Here is an 18,754-nt window from a genome sequence, read left to right as displayed (position 1 = left end):
GGCGTTGAAGCGCTCCGGATTGCTTCGAAGTGGCTTTTCACTGCTTCCCTCTTCTCCCCTTGGGGAGAAGGTGGCCCGAAGGGCCGGATGAGGGGTTCCCTCGCTTTGCTCCAAATGAGAACCCCTCATCGCCTCACTGCGTTCGGCACTTCTCCCCAGGGGGAGAAGAGGGATTGCGATCCGGAATATCAGGCCGCAGCCAGCGGCCGGGCGATCGCTTCTTCCTTGATCGGCCAGTGAACGACGGCGGCAAACAGGCCGAGCGCCACGCCGAGCCACCAGACGGCGTCGTAGGAGCCGAACTTGTCGTAGAGATAGCCGCCCATCCACACACCAAGGAATGAACCGATCTGGTGCGACAGGAAGACGATGCCGCCCAAGAGGCCGAGGTGGCGGGTGCCGAACATGATGGCGACGAGACCGTTGGTCGGCGGCACGGTCGACAGCCACAACAGGCCCATGACGATGGCGAAGATGATCACCGACAGCGGCGTCTGCGGCAGCAGCAGGAACGCCGTCACCGCAATCGACCGGCCGATATAGATCAGCGACAGCATGTAGGGCTTGGAGCGACGCTGGCCGATGGCGCCGGAGGCGAGCGAGCCGATGATGTTGAAGAAGCCGATCAGCGCCATGGCGATCACCGCATAGCGCGCGTCGATGCCGATGTCGCCGATATAGGCCGGGAAATGCGCGGTGATGAAGGCGACCTGGAAACCGCAGACGAAGAAGCCGCTGGTCAAAAGCAGGTAGGAGCGGTGCCCGAGCGCCTCCTTGAGCGCCTCGGCGACCGTCTGCTCGAACTGCGCCTGCGACTGGCTGCCGGATTTGGCGTTGCCTTTCAGCGGAATGGCGAGGAACGGCACGACGATCATCATGCAGGCGAAGATGATCAGCGATTCCGACCAGCCGAAGGTGTCGATCAGGCCCTGTGTGAGCGGCGCGAAGAGGAACATGCCAGCGGAGCCTGCGGCCGTCGCGATGCCGAAGGCAAACGAGCGCTGGTCGGCCGTCACGTTGCGCGCAAACGCCGACAGGATGACGCTGAACGAGCCGGCGGCAATCGCAAGGCCGATCAGCACGCCGCCGCCGAGATGCAGGAGCGCGATGGAATGCCCGCTCGCCATCATGACCAGACCGGCGGCATAGAGCAGGGCCGACATGATCAGCACCTTGGCGGTGCCGTATTTATCCGCCAGCGCGCCGAAGAAGGGCTGTCCGAGGCCCCAGAACAGGTTCTGGATCGCCATTGCCAGCCCGAAGGTGGAACGGTCCCAGCCGGTCTCCGACAGCATGGGCAGCTGGAAGAAGCCCATGGCGGAGCGCGGGCCGAAGGTCATCATCGAGATCAGCGATCCGGCGAGGATCAGCACCCATGGCATCGGGTGTGTGGCGGTCTTCTGCATGGAACTGTCCCCCTCAGGCAGTCGGAATTCCCTGAGGGAGAAGTATAGACGCAGCACTGATCACGCCAAGCGATAACTATTGAAGGTCCGATCAGGATATTTGATATTTCAGGCTGCTCTGAGTTTCCAGCCCGTCTCCCGTTCATCAATGACGCGCACCTCGTCGCCGGCCGAAATGCGGCCTTCGCCGCGCGGCACGGCATTCCAGCCGAACAGCACGCCACGAATGCGCTCGTCCGCCGACATGCGGAGCTTGCGCAGCGCCGGCATGGGATCGGCGACGTCGCGCGACCCGGTCTTCTGGTCCTGCGTGGTCATCACGCAGCGTACGCAAGGCTTGACGAAATCGAAGCGGATGCCGCCGATCTCGATCGCTGCCCAGCGGTCCTCGGCAAAAGGCTCCTCGCTGTCGATGACGATGTTCGGCCGGAACCGGTCCATCGGCACCGTCGGAAGCCCCTGGCCGTGCAGGTTGGCATTGATGGCATTGAGCGAACCGGTGGTGGTGACCAGCACCTGGAACCCGTCGGCGAATGCGACCGGCGTGCCTTCGCCGGCCCAGTCGCTGCTCGCCTCGCGGTGCGCGTCGGCGTCGAAGAAGGCAAGCTTCACCTCGGTTCCGAACCATTGCGAGAGCTTGGCATTGACACCGTCATCGGCGATCGCGGCATTGACGCGCGACTTCCATACCATGACCTCCATGCGATTGCCCGGCTGCGGCGGGGCCACCAGAAGTTCGCCCTTGCCGTCCATGGACAGGAGCAGGGAGGTCGCACCCGGGCGGGCGTCGATGCGGGCCAGCGCCGGTAGTTCGCGCTGGGTGATGAAACGGCCATTGCCGTCGACGATCATCATCCGGCGGTCGCCGGACAGGCCGAAGGCATCGACCTTCGAGTAGGGCAGGCGGATGCCGCGCGCGCTCTTGAGCGGGTAGATGAAAAGATCACTGACCTGCATGGGGACCGTCCTATAGTTCGTCGAGAAAGTGTTGAAGGAATTGTGCCAATCGGTCGTGGCGCTCGCGGGCGAGCCGTTGACCGGTGTCCGTCTGGAAACCGTCGGCGAGTTTGAAAAGCTTGGCTTCGAAATGGTCGATCGCAAAGGTCTTGTCGTCGAGCGGACGATTGTCCGCCCGCGGATCGGCGGGATCGTAGAGCGACGAGCCCATGCGCCCGGCCACATAGAAGCAGCGCGCCGCACCGATGGCGCCAATCGCGTCCAGCCGGTCGGCGTCCTGAAGGATCTTCGCTTCCAGCGTTTGCGGCTGGTGCCCGGCCGAAAAGCTGTGGGTAAGGATGGCGTGCGCCACCGCCTCGACATCGGCATCGTTCCAGCCGAGATCGCGCAGAATACCGGAAGCCTTCTCGGCGGCGAGCCTCGAAGCCTGCGTCCGCAGCGGTGAGTTCTTCTCCACCGAAACGCAGTCGTGCATCAGCACGGCAGCCGCCAGCACCTCGGCATCGCCGCCTTCTTCGGCCTGGATCCGCAAGGCATTTCGGAAGACGCGCTGGATATGCGCGAGATCATGCGACCCGTCGGTGCCGGCGTCGAGATGGTGCAGGAGCTGTTCGGCAATCGCCTGATGCGGCGCAAAGGCCAGGGCAGTCAGCATCGGTGGATCGTTCCTCCCAATCGGCGAATCTGACCCCGATTGATTATAGATCGCTCGCTTCAAACGCAATGCGGCGCAATCGCAGGATGGCAGTCGTGGGGCGGGGCGTATGCACGAAGGCGTGATATGCCTGCGTCATATTGACACAGATAGGGTAGCATCCTTTGCGACGACGGAGGGAATTGCCCCCAAGATCCAAGGGGTATTTTCGGAGATGACGGGTGCTATGGTTAATGAAGGTTAACGAAGGTATGATTCGTTGTGTGTCAATTGCAGATTGTGGCAATTAACAATTATTTTTGCCTCGTTTGGCGACTCAAATTAGCGATTCATCAGTCCTGTTTTTTTATGCTGTGTCTCAGGATTTCAGAACGCATTTTTACGGGGGCTTTTTCATGACCAGCGTTTCGGCTGCCGGAAGCAGCAGCTATCTCTATTTCTCCAGGATCACCGGAACCGATAAGGACAGCACGGATGCGGCTGCCTCGGCCGCGGCATCCGCCACGTCCACCATGCCGCCACCGCCGCCGCCGATGGAGTTCGAAGGCGACAGTGCGACGTCCAAGTTCTCGGGCAACATGATGTCGATGATGATGAGCATGTCCGACACGCTTGCCGCACCGCAGCTGTCGACGGCCGACCTCGTGTCTTCGATGGATGCCGACGAAGACGGCAGCGTCTCCCTCGACGAATTCGTCGCATCACGTCCGGACGATGTGTCCGAAGAGGACGCCACCACGCTCTTCAACTCCTTCGATAGCGAAGGCGCGGGAACGCTGACGACGGACGCGCTAGCCGACGCCATGGATGCCAGCCGGCCGGCGCCGCCGATGGGCGGACCGGGTGGTCCGCCTCCCGGACCGCCTCCGTCCGACGATGGTGACGGCGACGATGACCTGCTGACGGCGCTCGACACCGATGAGGATGGCAATGTCACCCTGGAGGAATTCGTCGCAGCCCGTCCTGACGACGTCTCCGAAGAGGATGCCACCACGCTGTTCAATTCGTTTGACAGCGAGGGCACCGGCTCCCTGACCACCGACGAATTGAGCGACGCCATGAAGAGCAACCGTCCGGGCCCGCCGCCCGGCGGCTTCCAGATGATGTCGCTCGGTGAGGACGCCACCTATTCGCTGGCCGATCTTCTCGGCGCAATCTCCGGTTCGTCGGAAGAGGTTGCCGAAGCCTGATCGGCTTCAGCTTGAAGGTGGCAATGCCGTGAAATGTGGAACCGGCCGCGGTGCGCGCGGCCGGTTCTTTGCATCTTGCAGGAAGACCGGACGACGGGAGCCGACGCTCTACGCGCTCGGCTGGTTCGGTTCCTTCTTCTCCGCCGTAGAGACTTGCGCTTCGCTCGGGGGCACGGTCGTGTAGGTGACCTGCGGGAACGGGATGGAGATGCCCTTCTTGTCGAATTCCAGCTTCGCCGTCTTGATGAAATCCCGGCTGGTCGCCCACCAGTCCGCGCTCTTCGTCCAGTATCGCAGCGTGATCGACACGGCGCTGTCGCCGAGTTCGGCCACGAAGCTGTCGGCCGGCGGGTCGGCCAGCACGCGCTCGTCGCCATGGGCCATGTCCATCAGGATCGTCTGCGCCAGTTCGATGTCGTCCTCGTAGCCGATGCCGATCGTCAGGTCGTTGCGGCGGGTCGACTGCCGGCTGTAATTGGTGATCGAGACGTTCCAAAGGGAGGAATTCGGTGCCAGGCGGTAAAGCCCGTCCGGCGTTCTGAACTCGGTCGCAAAAAGGCCGATCTGCTGAACGATGCCCGATACGTTTCCGGCATCGATATATTCGCCGTTGCGGAACGGGCGCAGCACCAGCAGCATGATGCCGGCGGCGATGTTCTGCAGCGTGCCCTGCAGGGCGAGGCCGATGGCGAGACCGGCGGCGCCGAGGGCGGCGATGATCGATGTCGTCTGGACGCCGAACTGGCCGAGCACCATCACCACGACGATGATGAGAACGCCGTAGCGGACGATGTTGCCGAGGAAGTTGATGACGGTGGCGTCGAGCCCGCGCACGCGGCCGAGCGCGCTTTCGGTCCAGCGGCTGAACAGGCTGGAGGCGATCCAGCCGACGATCAGGATCAGGATCGCGCCGACGGTCGAGAACGCGTAGGAGACGATCAGTGTGGCCAGGGAGTCGATGAGAGTCGATGTGGAGAGCAGAATGTCATTGGCCTTCGTGCCGATGGCATCCGCGGAGAGGTTTTCCATATTCCTTCGTCCTCAGTTGGTCTTTCGGGCGGAGTCTGAGACCTATAAAGGGCGCAGGTACATGGAAGTCAAACAAGCTGAAGGTTTTATTGGCGTTTTCCGGCCGAGTTCAGCCAAAATCCAGCGAAAACGGCGAGTTGCCGTCGGCGTCCGCACCCCGGCCAATCGCCGTCATGGCCTCGATCAGCCTGCCATTGCGGCCGAGCACCGCATCGCCGATGGCGATCAGCCGGCTGTTGGGCGTTGCAAACGGCGAGGCGCGCCTGAGTTCTTCGGCAAGGGCGAAATCGTCGAGATCGGGCCGCAGGGCGAGGGCGACGATCGCCGCCGCCGCCGGTGAGCGCGAGACGCCCATCCAGCAATGGACGAGCAGCGGCGCGCTCTGGTCCCAGTCCCTGGAAAAGTCGATGATCGCCCGCACATGCGCCTCCTGCGGCGCGATCAAGCCTTCGGTCTTCGAGGCAAAGGTGATGTCGTTGACGTCGAGCCGCAGGTGACGATCACCGGAGATCACCGCCGGACGATGAAAGTTCTGGCTCTCGCCGACGAGGCTGATCATTTCGCGCGAGCGATGCCGGACGGCCATTTCCGCGATGCGCGCGAGCGGCGACACGACGATCCGCGGCATCAGGCGCCCTCGACCTTCCGCTCGGCCTCGATCGCTTCGAATCGGGCGCAGAAAATCCGCTCGACTTCCGTTGCCGGCAGCGGATCGAGCAGCAGCATGTCGCGGGTGATGCCGCGCGGCTGGCCGAAGAACTGGCGCGCTTCGGAGGGATCGAAGCCGGCAAGCTCCGTCGCCTCGAAATAGGCGGCGACCTGGTCGGCCTTCTTGATCTTCGCCTTGAGATCGGCGGTCGGGTGCGGGGGCAGGCCGAAGCGCAGGTGCACGGCGGCCTCCAGCCGCTTTTCGACGGTCTTGTAGCCGCCGCCGACCACCGCCTTGAACGGCGAGATCATGTCGCCGATCACATATTCCGGCGCGTCGTGCAGCAGCGCCATCTGCCGGTCGCGCGCCGACGACTTGCAGCTTCTGGTGAAGATCGTTTCGACGATCAGGCTGTGCTGGGCGACCGAGAAGGCATGGTCGCCACGCGTCTGGCCGTTCCAGCGGGCGACGCGGGCAAGTCCGTGGGCAATGTCGGCGATCTCGACGTCGAGCGGCGAGGGGTCGAGGAGGTCGAGCCGCCGTCCGGAAAGCATGCGCTGCCAGGCGCGAGGGGATGTCGCCGGTTTCAAGCGTCGGCCTCATCGGCGGCATCGGTCGGGAAGGAGAGGCCGGACCATTGGGGCAAGGCAAGCGTGACGGGCGTATCTCCGGCCAGGATCGGCGTGCCGGCGGCAAGTGCTACACCGACGCGGTCGATCCTGACGATGGCGATCGCCGAGGAGCCGGAGACGCTGCCGATCGTGCCGACCGGCTTGCCGGCCGCCGTCAGCGGCGTATCCGGAGATAGCGAGCCGCTCTCGGCGGTCACGATCGCCGGACGCCGGCGTGCCGTTCCACGGTGCTGCATGCGGGAGACGACTTCCTGGCCGACATAGCAGCCCTTCTTGAAGGACAGCCCGCCGTTCCGGTCCATCAGCACGTCATGCGGAAAGGCGTCCTGCAGGGCAAAATCCTTGCCCGAAACCGTGATGCCATGGCCGATCCTGAGCACTTCAAAGGCCTGACTGTCGCCATCGCACAACTTGCCGGGCAGGCGGTAGAGCGGCGTGCCGGCCGTGACAAACCGGCTGTCGGCGACAGCACCTTCCGGAGCATCCTCGCCCCAGACGACGGTGACTCCGTCATTGTCTTCGGCGGCAAGCGTCACGTTCGCCCTGAGCTTGTACATCATCAGTCGTCGCAAGAGCGTCTCGACCTGCGTCGCATCCGTCTCGATCATGAACCCGTCGCCGGTCCGGAAGATCATGAAGTCGAACATGATCTTGCCCTGCGGCGTCAGCAGCGCGCCCGGCCGGGCCTCCGCGGCACCGAGCCCGGCAATATCGGTGGTGATCAGGTTCTGCAGGAATGATTCGGCGTCAGGTCCGGAAATCCGGATCAGTCGACGGTCTTCGAGATGGGCTTTGGGCATCGCAGTTCCCGGCATAGTTTCCTGGGACTCACAAGAGTGCGCGTCCGCTCAGAGGGAACAGGTAGGACGGGACCCGCAAAGGAGCAAGGCTGTTGTTATTCGCCGGCGAGCAGATATTTCCAGGTGCCGTCGGGCGCAATGCCCATCCGGTAGAAGTTGTAGCTGCCGTAATCCAGCATGTTGGCGTAGTCGCCGGCCGTGACGATCCTCAGCAGTTCCACCACTTCCGGCGGCGTCAGCTGATCGAGATCCTTTTCGGCGAAATAGGGCCATTCGTAGATTTCGTCGGGCGTGCCCTTGTTGAAATGCGCGGCGCCGGCCTGCAGCAGGTCGAGAACGATCGCCAGAATTTCGCGGCCGTCCGGGTCGCCGGCGAAGGATTTCAGCGTTGCGGTCGGATCCTCGCCCGCACTGCCGCCAACGCCAAGCTGCGTCTGGTCGGGACCGGGATTGGTGAGCTGCGCCAGACGCGAGACGTCGCCGGAGGCAGCAGCCTCGACGATCAGCTGGCGCATCCGCTGCACCGGCTCGGGAAGCTTTGAGGCGTCGAAGATGTATTCGACATCCTTCTTCGGCTGATCGGCGTCAGCCTTCTGCTTGACCATCGGGTCCGGGGCGGGAAGCTGACCGGCATCGCTGCCGTCGCCGCCATCCTCGTCGCTCTCGCCTTCGTCCGTGGCAGCGCCGTCATCCTGAGCGCCCGGCTGCTCGGCCGTGCTGTCGCCGGCCTGATCGATGGGTTTGCCCTGAAGTTCCGAAAGTGCAAAGGCCGACTGGGTGTGGGCCGTCGCAAAAAGCACGGGAAGCGCGATCGCGGCAGTCCGCAAAAGAAGACGTGTCGACACCAGAAGCGTCGCGGTCCTTGGCATGGATATGATGTCCCGTTCTACTGAATGGTTCGGCTCGGAGAAAACTCCCCCGACCGGATGCGCTCGCGCAGCGATTCGAGCATCGCTTCCGCTCCGTCTTCGCCGTGCAGGCGCACCGTCTCGCGCATGGCGAGGGCGATAGCGGCATCGGCGATGATTTCGGGTTCGATGCCGTCGGCAACGCCGTCGGCCCAGGCTTCGTTCTGGTATTCGAGAGCAGCCTGCATCTTTTCGTGGACGATGATGTCGTCGAGTTCGTTGATGCTTCTTTCCACTGCCCTTACCCCTGTACTTACTCTGGGTTCTTACCACACTCTTAAAGACGTTATCAGTTTTTTCCCAAAACGGCACTGCGCGCTAGGGAAAGAGGTAAATAAATCATAAATTTCCAAAACGCGTCGCGATTTCTGTCGCCAGTGTTGCGCCGTCGATACGATATTGCTCCTCGGCTTTGACCGCCGCAGGGGTGCAGCTCGTATGAATCGCGGCAAATGCGCGGTATCCGCGGTTGAAGGCCGCCGTCAGCTTCTCGGTCCGGTCCGGTTCGCCTGCCGTCTCCAGATCCAGGAGCTTCTGCATCGAATCACGCCAGTCGGTGTCCTTGTCGGCGCCGCAGAGGCTTCGCAGATACTGAACCGACCCGAGGATTTCGGAAAGCCGCACCAGCTTGTCCTCATAGGGAGGCGGCGGCGAGGGGGCGACCGGCGCCGGTGATTCGGCTGCCTTGCCGGCCGCAAGCGCTGCGGGGGCGGCCAGGGAAGCGAGGAGGGCGAACAGAACAGGCAGGCGCATCGGTCGGTCCTAGGATATCGTGCCGGCGATCCGTTCGGCGCATTCGAGAACGCTCGGCAGAACGGCGATCTGCCGCATTTCCTCAACGCTATACCAGCCGAGCGCGTCGGCGTCATCGGCTGCCTTCGCCGTTTCCGGCCATTCCGCATCGATCTCGAAGACGGAGAGATAGAAGCCGACGCCGCCGTCGGCGGAAGGCGGCAGGTCATAGGCGGTGAAGAACCGTGGATTGCGTCCGCGAAGCCCGGTCTCTTCCTCGAGTTCGCGGATCGCCGTCTCTTCCGGCGTCTCGCCGGCCTCGGCCCGTCCGCCCGGAAAGGCGTAGACACCCTTGCCCGGCGGATTGGCCCGCAGCACGAGAAGGAAACGGCCCTCATGAACCACGATTGCCGATGAAGCTTGAAGGGGGAGCGTTGTCATGGCCGCACTCTGCCACGAAAGCGCGGCGACTGCGAAGAGGCGAGACGAGAAAAAGCAGCATGACCGCAGACCGCGGCCGGGCATGCGAAATCTGGCACTTTTCAGCGTGATCCGGCTGATATAAGGAGAAGTTCCTTTTTTGTTCCGGCGTGCTTTATGCCCGCTTTGTCTCCATTGCATCGCGAGAGGCCATCATGAAGGTTGAAATGATCAAGCTCGCCGGCATTCTCGGCCTGCTCGCCGCCGTCGGTCCGGTGGCAATCGACATGTATCTGCCGGCCATGCCGGTGATCGCGCAGGACCTGCAGGCGCCGGTGGCGCTGTCGCAATGGACGCTGATGGCCTTCTTCCTGTCCTTCGGCGTATCGCAGCTCTTCTACGGGCCGGCCTCCGACATGTTCGGCCGCCGGCTGCCGCTCTATTTCGGGCTGACGCTGTTTGCCGCCGCATCGATAGGCTGCGCACTGGCGCCGAGCATCGGCTGGCTGATCGCGCTGCGCTTCATCCAGGGCATCGGTGCTGCCTCCGTCATGTCGATCCCGCGCGCCATCATCCGCGATCTCTACACCGGCAATGCCGCCACGCGGCTGATGTCGACTGTCATGCTGGTGATTTCCGTCTCGCCGATGTTGGCGCCATTGATCGGCTCGGCGCTGATGGTTCCGTTCGGCTGGCAGGCGGTGTTCTATTGTTCGGCGATAACGGCGGTGACCAGCCTTCTCCTGACGCGCTTCGCCCTACAGGAGACCTTGCCGCCAGAGCGCCGCGTCGCCTTCCGGATGGGCGCGATGCTGAAGGCGTTCGGCATCCTGCTGCGCGACCCGTCCTATATGGGCCAGACATTGATCGGCGGTGCCGGCATGGCGAGCTTCTTCGCCTTCCTGTCGACGGCGTCGTTCCTCTATACCGGCTACTACGGTCTCACGCCGACCGAGTTCAGCCTTGCCTTCGCGCTGAACGCGCTCGGCTTCTTCTCGTCGAGCCAGTTCGCGGCCAATCTCGGCGGCCGGTTCGGGGCGCTGACGGTGGTGCGCGTTTCCGTCGCCGGCTTTGCCGCGGCATCGCTGCTCATGCTGGCGCTGTTTCTGATCGGGTTGGGGAGCTTCTGGCTTCTGGTCTTCATGCTGATCGTCGCCAACGCGTTCCTCGGTCTCGTCATTCCGACGGCCATGGTTCTGTCGCTGGAGGAGCATGGAGAGATTGCCGGCAGCGCCGCCGCCCTTGGCGGGACGCTGCAGATGCTGGTCGGCGCGGTTGCGATCGCGATCGCCAGCCTGGTGTTCGACGGAACGCCGCTGCCGGTGGTGGCAAGCATTGCCGGCTGCGGCGTTATCGCCTTGACGCTGTCCTTCCTGACGCTTGGGCGCAGGACGACCTGAGGCATAAGCCTTAAAGGGTTAGCGACCCGCTCCGGGGATAAGCCCGTCGCGCTTCATCTGCTTGCGGACATATTTGCGGTGACGCTTGATTGCCTGCGCCTTCTGCCGGTTGCGCCGTTCAGAGGGCTTTTCGTAGGTTGCGTGCGCCTTCATCTGCTTGAAGACGCCCTCGCGCTGGAGCTTCTTCTTCAGGACGCGGATGGCCTGTTCGACGTTGTTGTCTCGCACGATGACTTGCAAAGCGGATCCTTTCTCTTTGGCGATGCGTGGCGCACCGCTGTGGGAAGAAGGGGAGGGAACTGCATCCAGCCCTGACGCCGATTGCGGACAATCATTGTCCGTTCCAACGTGGGCGGCATCCGGTTTTTCAATGCGGGACGCCAGCCTCAAGGCCGGCCAGTCCCCTCCCGTCGATCGAACGCGTGGCTGCCAGTACATCCGTGGTCAACCACGCGCGAACGCGAACCGGCGGGTCCTTTCAAGTCAGCCACACTCTGGTTTGTTTCCCTTGGCCATGCCGGGAGAGGTGCAGATAAAGCACTCGGTCCGTCGCGGCATCGTCGACTGTTAAGGGAAAGTGCGGCGAGGCTTGCACCTCGGAAAAGACCCGCAAAGAAGGTTCGATGAGGCTAATTTAAGCATCCTTGTCGCAATTTCAAGGGCAGGCGCGCCGCACGCGTCCCGTGCTTGACCAATCCGGCACGCGGTGCGATCACTCGAACCCATGTGTGGACGATATGCGCTGGCCGCCTCGGCGGAGAATATCCTGGAGTTCCTCTCGGTCATCATGATCGAGGATTTTCCGGCGCGCTATAATATCGCCCCCACCCAGCCGATCCTCATCGTCACCGCCGGCGATGGCGCCGAGCCCGGCTCCAACCTTCCCGATCGGAGGGCGATGCTGGTGCGCTGGGGCTTCACCCCGTCATGGGTCAAGGATCCGCGCGAATTTCCGCTGCTGATCAACGCCCGGTCGGAAACGGCGGCAGAGAAGGCATCCTTCCGCGCCGCCATGCGCCATCGCCGCATTCTCGTGCCGGCCTCCGGCTTCTATGAATGGCATCGGCCCGCCAAGGATAGCGGGCGAAAGTCGCAGGCCTACTGGATCCGGCCGAAGAACGGCGGTCTCGTCGCCTTTGCAGGGCTGATGGAAACCTGGTCGTCGGCCGACGGATCGGAAGTGGACACCGGCTGCATCCTGACGGTCGGCGCCAATGCCACCATGGCCCCGATCCACGACCGCATGCCGGTCGTCATCGAACCGGAGAATTTTTCCCGCTGGCTCGATTGCCGCAACCAGGAGCCGCGTGACGTCGCCGACCTGCTGAAACCCGCCGATGACGGCTTTTTCGAAATGATCGCCGTCTCCGACAAGGTCAACAAGGTCGCCAATATGGGGCCGGACCTGCAGGAGCCTGTCACGCCCTCCGACGCCAGCCAAGCGCCGAACGAAAAGCCGAAACGCAAGAAGTCGCCCGACGAAACATCCGGCGGCGACGGCCAGATGTCCCTGTTCTAGCGGCACCTCTTTTCACGGGTGCCACACGCCGGCGATTGCCGCAAAACGACAAACCCGCCTCGAGGGCGGGTTTGCGGTTGTCTTCCGATTGAGATCCCTGACGGTGTCTCAGGCAGCCTTGGGCTTTCTTATCATCATGGCTGCGGCCAGCACGGCCTTCAAGCCGAGCGGCTTGTAGAGCGACTGGAGCTCCGGCTTTTCTCGCTTCTGCGTGTCTGCCGGAGACGTTTCCTTGGTCATTTCCCGTTCCTTTGATTCCACCCCGATTAGGTCGCCGGCTCTCTCGCGCCGGATCATGACAAAATAAAGGCGGAACGGCTTTGCTGGAAATCAATTACCAAAACGACGTGTAATATTGCTCGCGCGCGGGAAATATTGCGAAAGACGAATATTTCCTCAGATGCCGCCGCTGTCGATACTGTTGCCGTTGTCGTCGGTCTCTTCGGAGATGGTCAGCGTCCCGTATTTCCGCCGCCAGGCGCGCGCACCGAAAGGCAGGGTAACGAGATACAGGATCACGGAGGCGACCAGCACTTCCCAGGTGAAGCTCATCAGCAGCGCCACGTAGAGCACGACGACCAGGATCATCGGCAGCACCAGATCGCGCCGGATGCGTGCAGTCGCCGACTTGCCCGACCAGACCGGCAGGCGGCTGACAAGCAGCACGGCAATGATCACGGTGTAGAGCGACGAGGCATAGGCGAAGGTGGCGCTCGGCGCCATGCCGAGGAAGCCGAAATAGACGGGCAGCAGCACGAGGCAGGCGCCCGCCGGCGCCGGCACGCCGACGAAATATTCCGACTGCCACTTCGCCTTCACGTCACGCTCGGCCATCACGTTGAAGCGCGCAAGCCGCAGGCCGGCGGCAATCGTGTAGATCAGAGCCGCCGCCCAGCCGAGCGAGCGCCCCTGGTCGAGAATGAAGACGTAGGAGACGAGGGCAGGGGCGACGCCGAAATTGATGATGTCGGCGAGCGAATCCATCTGCGCGCCGAACTTCGACGTTGCCTTCATCAGCCGCGCGATGCGCCCGTCGATGCCGTCTAGAAAGGCGGCGAGCAGCACCATGCCGACCGCCAGCTGGTACTTGTTCTCGAAAGCAAGCCGTATCCCCGTCAGGCCGGCGCAGATCGCCAGCACCGTGATCAGGTTGGGGATGACCATCCGAAGCGGTATTTCCCGAAGGCGGGGGCCGCGGGCGGCGTCCGGACCGTTCGGTTCATGCGGTGGGAATGGCGTCTCCATGATCGCTTCCTGTCGACTACGAACGCTTCGCGATGACCGGACCCTTCAGGGCCCCGAATTCCGCGAGCACGGTTTCGCCGGCGATCGCCGTCTGGCCGAGGCTGACGCGCGGCTGCGCACCGGCCGGCAGGAAGACGTCGAGGCGCGAGCCGAAGCGGATCAGGCCGAAGCGTTCGCCGGCTTCGATCGGCTCGTCGGGATGCACCCAGCAGACGATGCGGCGTGCCACGAGGCCGGCAATCTGCACGACGCCGATATCGCCATGCGAGGTTTCGACGACGACGCCGTTGCGCTCGTTCTCCTGGCTCGCCTTGTCCAGTTCGGCGTTCAGGAAGCTGCCTTCCGTGTAGGTGATATGCGTGATGCGGCCGCGCATCGGCATGCGGTTCACATGGCAGTTGAAGACGTTCATGAAGACGGAGATGCGCAGCATTTCGTCGGAGCCGAGACCGAGTTCGGCCGGCGGCACCATCTTCTGAATGGAGGAGACGCGGCCATCGGCCGGGCTGATCACCAGATCGTCGTCCTGCGGCGTCATGCGCTCGGGATCGCGGAAGAAGTAGGCGCACCACAGCGTGAGGATGAGGCCGATCCAGAACAGCGGCTTGAACAGCCAGCCCAGCACCAGCGACGCGACGAAGAACGCCGCGACGAACGGATAGCCTTCCTTGTGCACCGGAACGATGGTGTTGCGGATGGTGTCGAAAAGGCTCATGTCGGCCAAACTCCCTGACGAAACTCGAACTGCTGACTACATTCAATTGGCTTGCGGGGCAATGCGCTGCCCCGCCGCAAGCCGCGTTGCGCACGCTATTTTCCCGGCAAACCGGCGATCGGCGATCTCAGCGCGCCGGGTCGAGACGCACCACGATACCCATATCGTCGCTCTCGCGCATCTGCTTGAGCTGCTCTTCGGCCATGGTCGCCTCGCGCTGGCGGTTCCACATGGACGCGTAAAGACCGCCCTGCGCGAGCAGCTCGTGGTGGGTGCCGCGTTCGGCGATCTCGCCGGCGCGAAGCACGATGATCTCGTCCGCATCGACGACGGTCGACAGACGGTGGGCGATGACGAGCGTCGTCCGGTTCTTCGACACGACGTCGAGGGCCGCCTGGATTTCCTGCTCGGTCGTCGTATCGAGCGCCGAGGTCGCCTCGTCGAGGATCAGGATCGGCGGCGCCTTGAGGATTGTGCGGGCGATCGCCACGCGCTGCTTCTCGCCGCCCGAAAGCTTCAGCCCGCGCTCGCCGACCTTGGTGTGAAAGCCTTCCGGCAGGGCGCGGATAAAATCGCCGATCTGCGCCGCTTCGGCGGCCTCCATCGCCTCTTTCTCGCTCGCGGCCGGCCGGCCGTAGCGGATATTGTAGGCGATCGTGTCGTTAAACAGCACCGTGTCCTGCGGCACCATGCCGATGCCGGCGCGCAGGCTCTCCTGGGTAACGTCGCGGATATCGCGGCCGTCGATGGTGATCGAGCCGGAATTGACGTCATAGAAGCGGTAGAGCAGGCGCGAGATCGTCGACTTGCCGGCACCGGAGGGGCCGACGACGGCGACTGTCTTGCCGGCCGGGACCTCGAAGGAAATCCCCTTGAGGATCGGCCGCGCCGGATCATAGGAAAAATGTACGTTGCGGAAGGCGATCGCGCCCTCTGTGATCTGCAGCGCGGTCGCGCCCTCCCGGTCGGTGACTTCGGGCGCCACGTCGAGGAGGTCGAACATCTGCTCGATGTCGGTCAGGCCCTGGCGGATTTCGCGGTACAGCATGCCGATGAAATTGAGCGGCACGGAAAGCTGCAGGAGCAGCGCGTTGATGAAGACGAAATCGCCGATCGTCTGGTCGCCGCGCTGCACGGCCAGCGCCGACATGACCAGCATGATCGTGGTGCCAACGCCGAAGATCGCGCCCTGGCCGAAGTTCAGCCAGCCGAGCGAGGTCCAGACCTGAGTGGCCGACTTCTCGTAGCGCGCCATGGATTCATCGAAGCGCCGCGCTTCCATGTCCTCGTTGCCGAAATATTTGACGGTTTCGAAGTTGAGGAGCGAATCGATCGCCTTGGTGTTGGCCTCGGTGTCGGAATTGTTCATGGCGCGGCGGATGCCGATGCGCCAGTCGCTCGCCTTCACCGTGTACCAGATGTAGACCGCGACGGTGATCGCCGTGACGGTCAGGTAGGAAAGGCCGTAGCCCCACCAGAAGATGATCGCTGTCAGTGCGAATTCGAGGATGGTCGGGATGGTGTTGAGAATGGTGAAGCGCACCACCGTCTCGATGCCCTTGGTGCCACGTTCGATGATGCGCGACAGGCCGCCGGTCTTGCGCTCGAGATGGAAGCGCAGCGACAGGCGATGCATGTGGACGAAGGTCTTGTAGGCAAGCTGGCGCACCGCATGCTGGCCGACGCTGGCAAAAAGCGCGTCGCGCAGCTGGTTCAGGCCCCATTGCAGCAGCCGGGCGAAATTGTAGGCGATCACCAGCATGACCGCGCCGAGCAGGAATGCCGGCAGCAGACCCGGCTCGTCGATCCGGCCGTTCAGCGCGTCGGTCGCCCATTTGAAGAAATAGGGCACGAGGATCAGGATGAACTTGGCCGCGACCAGGAAGACGGTTGCCCAGACGACCCTGAGTTTCAGGTCGCGTCGGGTCTGCGGCCACATGTAGGGCCACAGGTTGATGATCGTCTGCAGCGGATTGCCGGAGTCCGCCGAAACGGTTTTGCCCCTGGAATTCATTCTGTCACTGTCCGTGTTCTTGTCGATTTCTCAGCCTGCGGACCCGCACGTCGCCGCTGAAATGGAACGGCGGCCCGAAGGCCGCCGCAATAGGTGAAGTAGGTAGATCGGCCCTGCATTGCAATGCTTGGAACCGAAATTCGGCTCACTTCGACGCGGGGTCGATCGGCAGACCCTTGAGGTGACGCTTGTGCATTTCCTCCGCATTCGGAGCCGCCTTGTCCGGCAGGCCGAACACCTGGCCAGGCTCGATCATGTCCGGGTCGCGGATCTTGTCCTCGTTGGCCAGATAGATCGTCGTGTAGCGCACGCCCTTGCCGTAGACGCGGCGGGCGATCTGCCAGAGCGTGTCGCCACGACGGATGATGACCGACGTGTCGCTGTTCTCGAGCGGTGCCTGGACGATGGTCTTCGGCTCTGCCGTGTCGGTCGCGGACGTATCGCTTTTCGCGGCCGCTTCCGTGTTCGTCATCGTCTCCGGCGCCTTGCCGGCGAGGTCGGCGGAGCCTGCCGGCAGCGGCGGCGTCTCGATCGCCTTCTGCTCGGCCAGGGCGGCGGGCTGAGCGCTTTCGGCGGCTGCAGGTGCTGCCGTGCCGCCGATGTCGGGCGCCTTGGTGGCGAGATCGGTCGAACCGGCAGGCATGGGCGGGACTTGCGTCTCCGTCGGTGCGGGCGCAGGAGCCGGCTTCGGCTCGGCCGGCGCTGCAGACGCGTCGGGCTTGGCATCCGGCACGGCTATGTCAGGTGCCTTGGTCGCAAGCTCGGTCGAGGCCGCCGGCAGAGCCGGGGTCTGGGCCGACGATTCGGATGCCATTTCGATCGTGCCGGTCAGCGTGCCTTCGATGGCGGCAAGCTTCGGTCCGAGCGCCTTGGCGTCCGCCGGCAGCGCCTTCAGTGCAGCGAGCGCCTTGGCAGCGTGGGCGGCGACCTTCTGCAGGCTGGCCTTCGTCTCGGCGTCGGTCTCGTCGGCGAACTTATATTCGGCGACGGACTTCAGCGCGATTTCCAGAGCGGAGCGCGCGGCCGCGAGCTCTTCCGCTGACGGCGTCTTGCCGTCGGCGTATAGACCCTTCAGCAGATTGAGCGCCTTCATGGCCTCGGTGGACAGCTTCTCGAACTGCATCTTGTCGAAATTCGCCATCGAGGTGACGTCCGGTCCGGCTGCATCGGTCTTGGCCGCTTGCGCGACCTCGGTCGGGGCAGGCGCCGGCGTGGCAGGCGTCTGGCCTGCGACCGCGGCGACGGCTTCGCCCTCCGGACGGTTGAACGGTACGGTGGCCCGAACCAGAACCTTGCCGTCGGCATCGACGACGTCGGTACGGATCTCGTGATCGCCCACGCTGAGCTTCATGGCGCCGTCGATGACGAAGCGGCCCTTGTCGTCGGCCGGATATTCGCCGATCAGCTGGCCGTCGGCATAGGCGCGTACACGGGCGCCGGGCGCGGCCGATCCGGCGACGAACACCTTGTCGCCTTCGAGTTCCACGGCGGAGATGCGGACATCCGGCTCGGTCGCCGCAACGGCAGGCTCGGTTGCCGGCTTTTCGGTCGCAGCAGGAGCAGGCGTTTCCGGCTTGGCGGCGGTTTCTGCCGCAGCAGGAGCTTCCGGCTTGGCGGCGGATTCCATCGCCGTCGTAGGCGCCTCGGGCTTGGCTGCCGCCGGTTCGGCGGAGGCCGTCTCCGTGGCAGGCGCCTTCGGCTCGGCTGTGGCCGGTGCCGGGGCAGGCGCTTCAGCAGCCTTGGGTTCTTCGGTCGGCGCGGTGATGATGCGGCTTGCCTCGCCCGGCTTGGTCACCATGGCGAGCAACTGGCCCTTGTCGTCGGACGGAACGGAGATCGTCGCGACTTCTTCCGATGAGGCGGTCTTGCCGTCCTCGGCGGTGGTCTTCAGCGTCAGTTGGTGATCGCCCGGGGGCAGGGGATTGTCGAGAACGGCGGCGAAGTCACCGGAGCTTTCGACCTTCGAGGTCGTCAGAACCTTGTCGCCATCCATGATTTCCAGCTTGGCGCCCGGCTGCCCGTTGCCGGCAATCACCGTCGAGCCGTCGGGCTCGACGCGCAGCACGTCGAAGGACGGCGTCTTGTCTTCGGCGTTTGCCTCTTCCTTGGCGGGCTCGGTCGCCGCGGGCTTGGCCTCGGCTGTCTCGGTCGCCGGCTTCGCCGGCTCGGTGCCGGATGCCACCGCGTCAGCGGGCTTTTCCGCTTCCGGCTCGGCGGTCTTGGCTTCGTCATTGCCCGTGACGAGATCCTTGGACGCCTTCAGCGCATCCGCGGCGACGTCGGCGATCGACACCGACTCGCCGTCCCGGTTCATGCGAGGCAGCCCAAAAACGACCATGATGATGGTAGCAAAGAATACAACAATAAGCGCCAGCCAGCCGGCGGATAGCTTCTTCATAATTCGTCTCCGCGCGGAAATCCCCCTTCCGCCAAGGAAATTGCTAGCCTCTTATTCCGCGTCGCACAAGTATTCATCACGGGCG

Annotated in this window: 20 protein-coding genes; 3 read left to right on the top strand and 17 right to left on the bottom strand. The window is 63.7% G+C overall.

What is annotated here, in order from left to right:
- Positions 1–188: 188 nt before the first annotated feature.
- The 3 genes from NN662_RS12855 to NN662_RS12845 all read right to left on the bottom strand — a co-directional run bounded on the left by NN662_RS12855 (position 189) and on the right by NN662_RS12845 (position 3,018).
- A complete protein-coding gene (locus tag NN662_RS12855) occupies positions 189–1,406 on the bottom strand; it encodes an MFS transporter (protein ID WP_261930641.1) in 1,218 nt (405 codons plus the stop codon).
- A gap of 108 nt (positions 1,407–1,514) precedes the next feature.
- Positions 1,515–2,363, bottom strand: coding sequence for an MOSC domain-containing protein (locus NN662_RS12850; RefSeq protein WP_261930640.1), 849 nt, complete (start codon positions 2,361–2,363; stop codon positions 1,515–1,517).
- A 10-nt stretch (positions 2,364–2,373) separates the two neighbouring features.
- Complete coding sequence (locus tag NN662_RS12845) at positions 2,374–3,018, bottom strand: HD domain-containing protein (protein WP_261930639.1); 645 nt, start codon at positions 3,016–3,018, stop codon at positions 2,374–2,376.
- A gap of 395 nt (positions 3,019–3,413) precedes the next feature.
- Here NN662_RS12845 and NN662_RS12840 point away from each other — a divergent pair, with 395 nt between their 5' ends.
- The gene (locus NN662_RS12840) at positions 3,414–4,208 is read left to right on the top strand and encodes an EF-hand domain-containing protein (protein WP_261930638.1); all 795 of its coding nucleotides are present in this window, start codon (positions 3,414–3,416) and stop codon (positions 4,206–4,208) included.
- A 108-nt stretch (positions 4,209–4,316) separates the two neighbouring features.
- Here the strand turns inward: NN662_RS12840 and NN662_RS12835 are convergent, their stop codons facing one another.
- The 8 genes from NN662_RS12835 to NN662_RS12800 all read right to left on the bottom strand — a co-directional run bounded on the left by NN662_RS12835 (position 4,317) and on the right by NN662_RS12800 (position 9,399).
- Positions 4,317–5,237: a mechanosensitive ion channel family protein gene (locus NN662_RS12835; protein ID WP_261930637.1), complete on the bottom strand. Its 921-nt coding sequence runs from the start codon at positions 5,235–5,237 to the stop codon at positions 4,317–4,319.
- A 109-nt stretch (positions 5,238–5,346) separates the two neighbouring features.
- The gene (locus NN662_RS12830) at positions 5,347–5,865 is read right to left on the bottom strand and encodes a tyrosine phosphatase family protein (RefSeq protein WP_261930636.1); all 519 of its coding nucleotides are present in this window, start codon (positions 5,863–5,865) and stop codon (positions 5,347–5,349) included.
- Positions 5,865–6,476, bottom strand: a complete 612-nt coding sequence (locus NN662_RS12825; RefSeq protein WP_261930635.1) for an HD family hydrolase — start codon at positions 6,474–6,476, stop codon at positions 5,865–5,867. The genes NN662_RS12830 and NN662_RS12825 overlap by 1 nt, the downstream gene beginning before the upstream one ends.
- Entirely contained in the window at positions 6,473–7,318 is an 846-nt protein-coding gene (locus tag NN662_RS12820) for a YgfZ/GcvT domain-containing protein (RefSeq protein ID WP_261930634.1), read from the bottom strand. Before NN662_RS12820 ends, NN662_RS12825 begins: the two co-directional genes overlap by 4 nt.
- 95 nt (positions 7,319–7,413) lie before the next feature.
- Entirely contained in the window at positions 7,414–8,187 is a 774-nt protein-coding gene (locus NN662_RS12815; RefSeq protein WP_261930633.1) for a hypothetical protein, read from the bottom strand.
- A 17-nt stretch (positions 8,188–8,204) separates the two neighbouring features.
- A complete protein-coding gene (locus NN662_RS12810) occupies positions 8,205–8,414 on the bottom strand; it encodes a hypothetical protein (RefSeq protein ID WP_261931959.1) in 210 nt (69 codons plus the stop codon).
- 151 nt (positions 8,415–8,565) lie between these two features.
- Positions 8,566–8,979 carry a TIGR02301 family protein gene (locus NN662_RS12805; protein ID WP_261930632.1) on the bottom strand — a complete coding sequence of 138 codons (414 nt, stop codon included), beginning with the start codon at positions 8,977–8,979 and terminating at the stop codon, positions 8,566–8,568.
- Positions 8,980–8,988: 9 nt separating this feature from the next.
- Complete coding sequence (locus tag NN662_RS12800) at positions 8,989–9,399, bottom strand: NUDIX hydrolase (RefSeq protein WP_261930631.1); 411 nt, start codon at positions 9,397–9,399, stop codon at positions 8,989–8,991.
- Positions 9,400–9,593: 194 nt separating this feature from the next.
- Here NN662_RS12800 and NN662_RS12795 point away from each other — a divergent pair, with 194 nt between their 5' ends.
- On the top strand, positions 9,594–10,778 hold the full coding sequence (locus tag NN662_RS12795) for a multidrug effflux MFS transporter (protein ID WP_261930630.1): 1,185 nt from the start codon (positions 9,594–9,596) through the stop codon (positions 10,776–10,778).
- 18 nt (positions 10,779–10,796) lie between these two features.
- Here the strand turns inward: NN662_RS12795 and rpsU are convergent, their stop codons facing one another.
- Positions 10,797–11,018, bottom strand: coding sequence for a 30S ribosomal protein S21 (gene rpsU / locus NN662_RS12790; protein ID WP_261931958.1), 222 nt, complete (start codon positions 11,016–11,018; stop codon positions 10,797–10,799).
- Between the two features lie 484 nt (positions 11,019–11,502).
- Between rpsU and NN662_RS12785 the strand changes: the two genes are divergently transcribed.
- Entirely contained in the window at positions 11,503–12,297 is a 795-nt protein-coding gene (locus NN662_RS12785; RefSeq protein ID WP_261930629.1) for an SOS response-associated peptidase, read from the top strand.
- A gap of 108 nt (positions 12,298–12,405) precedes the next feature.
- Here the strand turns inward: NN662_RS12785 and NN662_RS12780 are convergent, their stop codons facing one another.
- The 5 genes from NN662_RS12780 to NN662_RS12760 all read right to left on the bottom strand — a co-directional run bounded on the left by NN662_RS12780 (position 12,406) and on the right by NN662_RS12760 (position 18,669).
- Positions 12,406–12,537: a hypothetical protein gene (locus NN662_RS12780; RefSeq protein WP_261930628.1), complete on the bottom strand. Its 132-nt coding sequence runs from the start codon at positions 12,535–12,537 to the stop codon at positions 12,406–12,408.
- A gap of 156 nt (positions 12,538–12,693) precedes the next feature.
- Positions 12,694–13,542, bottom strand: a complete 849-nt coding sequence (locus NN662_RS12775; protein WP_261930627.1) for a CDP-alcohol phosphatidyltransferase family protein — start codon at positions 13,540–13,542, stop codon at positions 12,694–12,696.
- Positions 13,543–13,558: 16 nt separating this feature from the next.
- On the bottom strand, positions 13,559–14,257 hold the full coding sequence (locus tag NN662_RS12770; RefSeq protein WP_261930626.1) for a phosphatidylserine decarboxylase: 699 nt from the start codon (positions 14,255–14,257) through the stop codon (positions 13,559–13,561).
- Positions 14,258–14,384: 127 nt separating this feature from the next.
- Positions 14,385–16,271: an ABCB family ABC transporter ATP-binding protein/permease gene (locus tag NN662_RS12765; protein ID WP_261930625.1), complete on the bottom strand. Its 1,887-nt coding sequence runs from the start codon at positions 16,269–16,271 to the stop codon at positions 14,385–14,387.
- Between the two features lie 145 nt (positions 16,272–16,416).
- A complete protein-coding gene (locus NN662_RS12760) occupies positions 16,417–18,669 on the bottom strand; it encodes a LysM peptidoglycan-binding domain-containing protein (protein WP_261930624.1) in 2,253 nt (750 codons plus the stop codon).
- Between the last annotated feature and the right edge of the window lie 85 nt (positions 18,670–18,754).

This window comes from Rhizobium sp. NRK18, from assembly GCF_024385575.1.
Classification (GTDB): Bacteria; Pseudomonadota; Alphaproteobacteria; order Rhizobiales; family Rhizobiaceae; genus JANFMV01.
This window is presented reverse-complemented; position numbering and strand designations above follow the sequence as displayed.